Raw genomic sequence first — 7,854 nt, 5'->3', positions numbered from 1 at the left:
GCGGGGACGCCCGAATTTGTGGCGTCCCACGTCTTTTGTGTGCGCGTGTTCCGGTCGGTCATGGCCGGGCATCGCGGTGTAGTGAAGGGAACGGCCAGATGTCGGGTGTGGGTTCACAGGGGCGGGCGCTTGTTGTCGAGGATTTGCCGCGACTGATCGCCGATATCGCGAACACCGACCCGGATCGGGTCGCCGTCCGGCACGGGGATGCCGCCATCGCCTACCGGGTGCTGCACGCGGAGCTCGCGGCACTCGACTCGGCCATGGGCGGCGCGCTCGGGGCGGACGCGCTGATCCCGGTGGTGCTCTCGAGCCTGCTGCCGAACCTCGCCGACTCCGAGACCGATGGGCTCGGCGCGGTGACCGAGGCCCTGCTCGCCGACGTCGCCGCCGCGGGTGGCGTCGCGGCGGCGGCACCGCTGCCGCGGACCCTGCCGACGCTCTTCGACGAGCAGGTGGTGCGGACCCCGGACGCCGTCGCACTCGAATTCGAGGGCGCGACGCTGACCTACGCCGAGTTCGATGCCCGTGCCAACGCGCTCGCCCGCAGGTTGATCGAGGCGGGCGTCGGCCCGGAATCGATGGTCGGGCTGTCGATCCGCCGCTCCCTCGACCTGCTGATCGGCATGTACGCGATCGTCAAGGCGGGCGGCGCATACGTCCCGCTCGACCCCGACCACCCGGCGGACCGCATCGCGTACGTCCTGGACGTGGCGCGGCCCGCCGCGGTGGTCACCACCGCCCGCGACGCGGTGCCGATGCCCGCAGGCGTGACCGTGCTCGAGATCGACACCCTCGACGTGTCCGGCTACTCCACCGCCCCGGTCACCGACGCGGACCGGCTGTCGCCGCTGTCCGCCGACACCATCGCCTACGTCATCTTCACCTCCGGATCCACCGGACGGCCGAAGGGCGTCGCGGTCGCGCACCGCGCCATCGTCAGCAACCTGCTGTGGCGCCAGTCCGAGTACCGGTTCACCCAGGACGACGTCATTCTGCAGAAGACGCCGTACACGTTCGACGTCTCGCTGTGGGAGCTGTTCTGGCCGCTGCTGATGGGTGCGAAGCTGGTGATCGCCACCCATGACGGCCACCGCGACCCGGTGTACCTGGTCAAGACGATGATCGACCGCGGCGTCACGGTCGCCCACTTCGTCCCGTCGATGCTGGCGATGTTCCTCGCCGAACCGACCGCCGCCGACGTCGACACGCTGCGCCTGGTCTTCGCGTCCGGTGAGGCGCTGCCCGCCGAGACCGCGTCCCGCTTCCGCGCGGTCAGCTCCGCAGGCCTGCACAACCTGTACGGCCCCACCGAGGCGGCGGTGGACGTCACCTATCACCCGACCGGCGAACACGACGGCGCGGCGATCCCAATCGGCTCCGCGGTCGCCGAGACCGAACTTCTGGTCCTCGACGACGGGCTGCGGCCGGTGCCGGTGGGGGTGCCCGGCGAGCTGTACCTGGCGGGTGTGCAGCTCGCCCGCGGCTACGTCGCCCGGCCCGAACTGACCGCGGACCGGTTCGTCGCGAACCCGTACGCCGCAGCCGGCGCCCGGATGTACCGGACCGGTGACCTGGTGCGCTGGCGGGTCGAGGCGCCCGCCTCGCTCGACTACCTCGGCCGCATCGACTTCCAGGTGAAGCTGCGCGGCCTGCGCATCGAGCTCGGCGAGATCGAGGCGGCGCTCCTCAGCAGGGACGAGGTGGCCCAGGCCGTCGTGGTGGTGCACAGCGACCCCACCGTCGGTGACCATCTCGTCGCCTATCTCGTCGCGACGGCCGGGATGACACCGGATCACCGGGAACTGCGGGCGGATCTCAAGCACCGCCTGCCCGACTACATGGTGCCGTCGCTGTTCGTGGTGCTGGAGCGGTTCCCGCTCAACGCCAGCGGCAAGCTCGACCGCAAAGCCCTTCCCGCGCCGGACTTCTCGTCCTTGGCCCGCGAGTACCGGGCACCGAGCACGCCGACCGAGGAGACGCTGGCGGCCATGTTCGCCGCGCTCCTCGGGTTGGAGCGGATCGGTGCCGACGACGACTTCTTCGAACTCGGTGGCAACTCGCTGATCGCGACCAGGGCGATCGCGCGGTTCAACGCCGAGTTCGGGGTCCGGATCGACGTCCGCGAGTTCTTCGACGCCCCCACCGTCGCGGAACTCGCCGCGGTCGTCGATGCCGCCGCGGGTGGCGGCAACTCCCTGCCCGCCCTGGCTGCGGGACCACGCCCGGACCGGATTCCGTTGTCGCTGGCCCAGTCCCGCATGTGGTTCCTCAGCCGGTTCGACAGCGCGAGCGCGGTGAACAATATCCCGTTCGCGGTCCGGCTCAGCGGAGCCGTCGACCCGGCGCAGGTGGCCGCGGCGGTCGCCGACGTGGTCGCGCGGCACGAGGTGCTGCGCACCGTCTACCCCGAGCACGCGGGCGAGGGCACCCAGCTGATCCTGCCCGTCGACCGGGCGACCCCGGACCTGACACCGCAGTCGGTGACCGAGGAGGACCTGCTGCCCACCGTCCTCGGCATCGCGGGCGGGGGATTCGAGGTCACCACCGAGGTGCCGCTGCGGGCCCGACTGCTGCGGGTCTCGGACACCGAGCACGTGCTGGTGCTCGTCGTGCACCACATTGCCGGCGACGGATTCTCGATCGCCCCCCTGGTGCGGGACGTGGTCACCGCCTACGCCGCCCGGTCGGCCGGGCAGGCGCCCGCATGGACACCGCTCCCGGTGCAGTACGCGGACTTTGCGCTGTGGCAGCGCGAGGCGCTCGGCTCCGAGGACGACTCGGTCTCGACCATCGCGCGGCAACTGGCGTACTGGACCGATGCCCTCCGCGGCCTCCCCACCCAACTCGACCTGCCCGCCGACCGGCCGCGGCCCGCGGTCGCCTCGCACGCAGGCGTCAACCACCGGTTCCCGTTGTCACCCGAACTGGTCGCCGGGATCGACGGGCTGGCCCGCGATCTCGGAGCGACACCGTTCATGGTCGTGCACGCCGCGCTCGCGGTGGTGCTGGCGCGGTTGTCGGGCACCTCCGACATCGCGATCGGCGCACCGATCGCCGGACGCGGCGACGCCGCACTCGACGACCTGGTCGGCATGTTCGTCAACACCCTGGTGCTGCGCACCGAGGTCGACGAGGCCGAACCGTTCGCGGACCTGCTCGGCCGGGTCCGGGAGAACGACCTCGGTGCGTTCGGGAACGCGGATGTGCCGTTCGAGCGGCTCGTGGAGGTGCTCAACCCGGCCCGGTCGCAGGCGCGGCACCCGCTGTTCCAGGTGGCGCTGTTCTTCCAGAACCTCGAGCAAGCCGCCGTCGAACTGCCGGACCTGACGGTCGCGGCCCTCGACTTCGACCCCGGCATCGCCAAGTTCGACCTGCAGGTCACCATGCTCGACTCGGTCGCGGACAGCGGCGCGCCCGCGATGACCGTGCAGATCACCTATGCCACCGATCTGTTCGATGAGGCGACGGTGGTCGCGTTCGGTCGGCGGTTTGAGGGTGTGTTGTCGGCGGTGGTCGCGGACGCCGGGGTGGTGGTCGGGGACATTGAGTTGCTTGAGGCGGACGAGCGTGCGTTGACGCTGACGTCGTGGAACGAGACCGGTCGTGCGTTGCCGGCGGGTGGGTTGCTGCTGGATGGGTTTCGTCGTCGGGTGGCGGCGTCGCCGGATGCGGTGGCGGTGGTGTTTGAGGGTGAGTCGCTGACCTATGGGGAGTTTGCGTCTCGGGTGAACCGGGTGGCGCGTCATCTGATCGGTGTGGGTGTCGGCCCGGAGTCGTTGGTGGCGTTGGCTGTTCGTCGTTCGTTGGATTTGGTGGTCGGGATCTATGCGGTGCTGGAGGCGGGTGGCGCGTATGTGCCGATCGATCCGGATCATCCGGCGGAGCGGATCGGGCACATCCTCGACACGGCACGTCCGGTGGTGGTGCTGACGACGGCGCGAGACGAGTTCGAGGCCGCGGGGGACAGGTCTGTCCTGCTGCTGGATCGGCTGGATTTGGCGGGTGTCGATGATGCCCCGGTTTCGGATGCTGAGCGGGGTTCGGTGCTGCGTCCGGAGCATCCGGCGTATGTGATTTTCACGTCGGGGTCGACGGGTAAGCCGAAGGGTGTTGCGGTCAGCCATGGGGCGATCGTCAACCAGATGGAGTGGATGCAGGGCGAGTACCTGCTGGATTCCGGCGACGTGTACCTGCAGAAGACGGCGACGACGTTCGACGTGTCGTTGTGGGGTTGGTTTATGCCGCTGCGGGTGGGTGCGCAGTTGATTGTGGCGACGCCCGATGGGCATCGGGATCCGGGGTATGTGGCGGGGAAGATCGCCGAGCATGGGGTGACGGTGACGGACTTCGTGCCGTCGATGCTGACGGTGTTCGCGGCGGCGGTGCCTGCGGCGGAACTGAAGTCGCTGCGGCAGGTGTTCGTGATCGGTGAGGCGTTGCCGCCGGAGACGGTGCGGGCGTTCGCTTCGGTGAGTGCGGCGCGGGTGCACAATCTGTATGGGCCGACGGAGGCGGCGGTGTCGATCACCTACCGTGACGTGAGCGGTGACGGTGATGCGGCGGCGATCTCGATCGGCCGTCCGCAGTGGAATTCGCTTGTGTACGTGTTGGATTCGCGGTTGCATCCGGTGCCGGTGGGGGTGCCGGGTGAGTTGTACCTGGCGGGGGATCAGCTCGCGCGCGGGTATTTCGGGCGGGTGGATCTGACGTCGGATCGGTTTGTGGCGAATCCGTTCTCGGTGCTTGGTGAGCGGATGTATCGGACCGGTGATCTGGTGACGTGGGATGCGGCCGGTGAGTTGGCCTACATCGGGCGTACCGATTTTCAGGTGAAGTTCCGTGGTCAGCGGATCGAGTTGGGTGAGATCGAGTCGGCGGTGCTTGGGCAGGGGTCGGTGCTGCAGGCGGCGGTGCTGGTGGTGTCGACGTCGGCGGGTGATCATCTGGTGGCGTATGTGGTGCCGGTGCCGGGTGCGGTGGTCGATGCGGGTGCGGTGAAGGTGTTCGCGGGTGGGGTGTTGCCGTCGTACATGGTGCCGTCGGCGGTGGTGGTGCTTGATGCGTTCCCGTTGAATGCGTCGGGGAAGTTGGATCGGAAGGCGTTGCCGGCGCCGGTGTTTGAGGCTCGGGTGTTCCGGGCGCCGTCGACGCCGGTGGAGGAGATCGTGGCGTCGGTGTTCGGTGAGGTGCTCGGGGCCCCGCGGGTCGGTGCCGATGACGACTTCTTTGAGTTGGGTGGCAACTCGCTGGTCGCGATGCAGGTGGCGGCGCGGTTGGGTGCGGCGCTCGATGCGCGGGTCGCGGTTCGCGAGCTGTTCGAGTCGTCGACGGTCGCGGGGCTGGCGGCGCGGGTGGAGTCGCAGGCCGGCGCGGGTGGGCGGGTTGCGTTGGTTGCGGGTCCGCGGCCGGAGCGGGTTCCGTTGTCGTTGGCGCAGTCTCGGATGTGGTTCCTCAACCGCTTCGACACCGCATCCGCCGCGAACAACATTCCGGTGGCCGTCCGGCTGACCGGTGCCCTCGACATCGCAGCGTTGCGGGCGGCCGTCGGTGACGTGATCGCGCGGCACGAGGTGCTGCGAACGGTCTACCCGGAGGTCGACGGCACCGGCCACCAGCTGGTGCTTCCGGCCGCGCAGGCGATGATCGACCTGACGCCCGAGATCGTGTCGGTCGACGCACTGACCGCGGGCGTCGTCGCGACGATCCAGGCCGGCTTCGACGTCACCACCGAGGTTCCCCTGCGGGCCAGGCTCTTCCGCGTTGGCGGCACCGACGAGCACGTGCTGGTCCTGGTCGTGCACCACATCGCGGGCGACGCCTTCTCGATGGGACCGCTGACGCGCGATGTCACGGTCGCCTATGCGGCGCGCAGCGCGGGCGAGGCGCCCACCTGGGCTCCGCTGCCGGTGCAGTACGCGGACTACACGCTGTGGCAGCGGGAGGTGCTCGGGTCGGAGGACGATCCGGAGTCGCTGATCTCCCGGCAGGTGGACCACTGGTCGCAGCGGCTGGCCGGGCTGCCGGAGCAGCTGGACCTGCCCACCGACCGGCCTCGCCCGCTGGCCGCGACGAACCGCGGCGGCCTGATCGACTTCACGATCGACGCCGAACTGCACCGGGCGCTCACCGAGCTTGCCCGCACGCACAATTCGACGCTGTTCATGGTGCTGCACTCCGCGCTGTCCGTGCTGCTCGCCCGGTTGTCGGGCACCTCGGATATCGCGGTCGGTACCCCGGTCGCCGGGCGCGGCGAGGCCGAGCTTGACGGGCTGGTCGGCATGTTCGTCAACACCCTCGTCCTCCGTCTCCAGGTGGAATCCGGTGCCTCGTTCACCGACCTGCTGGGGCAGGCGCGCGAGGTGGATCTCGCGGCGTTCGGGAACGCGGATGTGCCGTTCGAGCGGCTCGTGGAGGTGCTCAACCCGGCCCGGTCGCAGGCGCGGCACCCGCTCTTCCAGGTCGCGCTCGCGCTGGAGAACATGGGCCGGACCGAACTTCACCTCGACGGCCTCACCGTCTCCGGGGTCGAGGTCGATGAGCACCCGGCGAAGGCGGACCTCCAGGTCAGCCTGTCCGAGGCGATCGCGTCGGACGGCACTCCGGCTGGCATGACCGGTGGCTTCACCTATGCGACGGATCTGTTCGACGAGTCGACGATCGTCGGGTTCGTGTCGCGGTTCCGGCGGGTGCTCGCGGCGGTGGTGGCGCGGCCGACCATTGGGGTCGCCGAGATCGACCTGCTCGACTCGGCCGAGCGGGTAGACCTCCTTACGAGGTCCGGTGCTGCCGGTGTGGATCCGCGGACTTTGCCGGACCTGCTGGGGGAGGGGGTCTTGCGGGATCCCGAGGCGGTGGCGCTGTCCTTCCAGGGGCGCACTATCACCTACCGCGAGCTCGACGAGCGGTCCTCACGCCTGGCTCGGGTGCTGATCGGATACGGCGCCGGACCCGAGCGGGTCGTCGCGGTGGCGATGCGCCGGTCGATCGAATCGGTGCTGAGCATCTGGGCGGTCGCGAAGACCGGTGCCGCGTTCGTGCCGGTGGACCCGACCTACCCGGCCGAGCGGATCGATCACATGCTCACCGATTCGGAATCGGTGATCGGCCTGACCACAACGGAATTCGTTGACCGGCTGCCGGGCGAGCACTGGCTGGTGCTCGACGAGAGTGCTGCGCTGCTCGAGGCGGTGTCAGCGGCGCCGATCACCGACGCCGACCGGACCCGGCCGTTGCGGCTGGCGCACCCGGCCTACGTCATCTACACCTCGGGCTCGACCGGCAAGCCGAAGGGCGTGGTGGTCAGCCACACCGGCCTGGCAAACTTCTGCGCCTACCAGCATGCGGACTACCAGGTCACCGCGGAATCGCGGGTGCTGCACTTCGCATCACCGAGCTTCGACATCTCGGTCAACGAACTGCTGCTGGCCGCGGTGCCCGGCGCCACCCTCGTCATCGCCCCCACCACGGTTTACGGCGGCGCGGAACTGACCGAGCTGCTCCGACGCGAGCGGGTCAGCCACGTGCTCATGACGCCGTCCGCGCTGGCGTCGGTGGACCCGGCCGAGCTTCCCGAGGTGCGGATGGTCGGCGTCGGCGGTGAGGCGTGCCCACCGGAGCTGATGGCCCGCTGGGCAGACCAGCGCACGTTCATCAACGGGTACGGGCCCACCGAGGCGACGATCGTCGCGACCAGCAGTCGGCCACTGGTGCCGGGCCTGCCGATCACCGCGGGCCCGCCGGTGCACGGGATGCGGGCGGTGGTGTTGGACAGCACACTGCGACTTGTGCCGGATGGGGTGGTCGGCGAGCTCTACCTCGCCGGGCCTGGTCTGGCTCGCGGCTACCGCGGCC

The 7,854-nt window shown here is 69.8% G+C and carries 1 pseudogene; it reads left to right on the top strand.

Going from position 1 to position 7,854, the window contains the following annotated elements:
* Window positions 1-176: 176 nt before the first annotated feature.
* Window positions 177-7,854, top strand: a pseudogene (locus tag ACFWPA_RS17425) (amino acid adenylation domain-containing protein); the annotation flags it as partial.

It is taken from the genome of Rhodococcus sp. NPDC058505 (assembly GCF_042720095.1).
GTDB lineage: Bacteria > Actinomycetota > Actinomycetes > Mycobacteriales > Mycobacteriaceae > Rhodococcus_G.
This window is presented reverse-complemented; position numbering and strand designations above follow the sequence as displayed.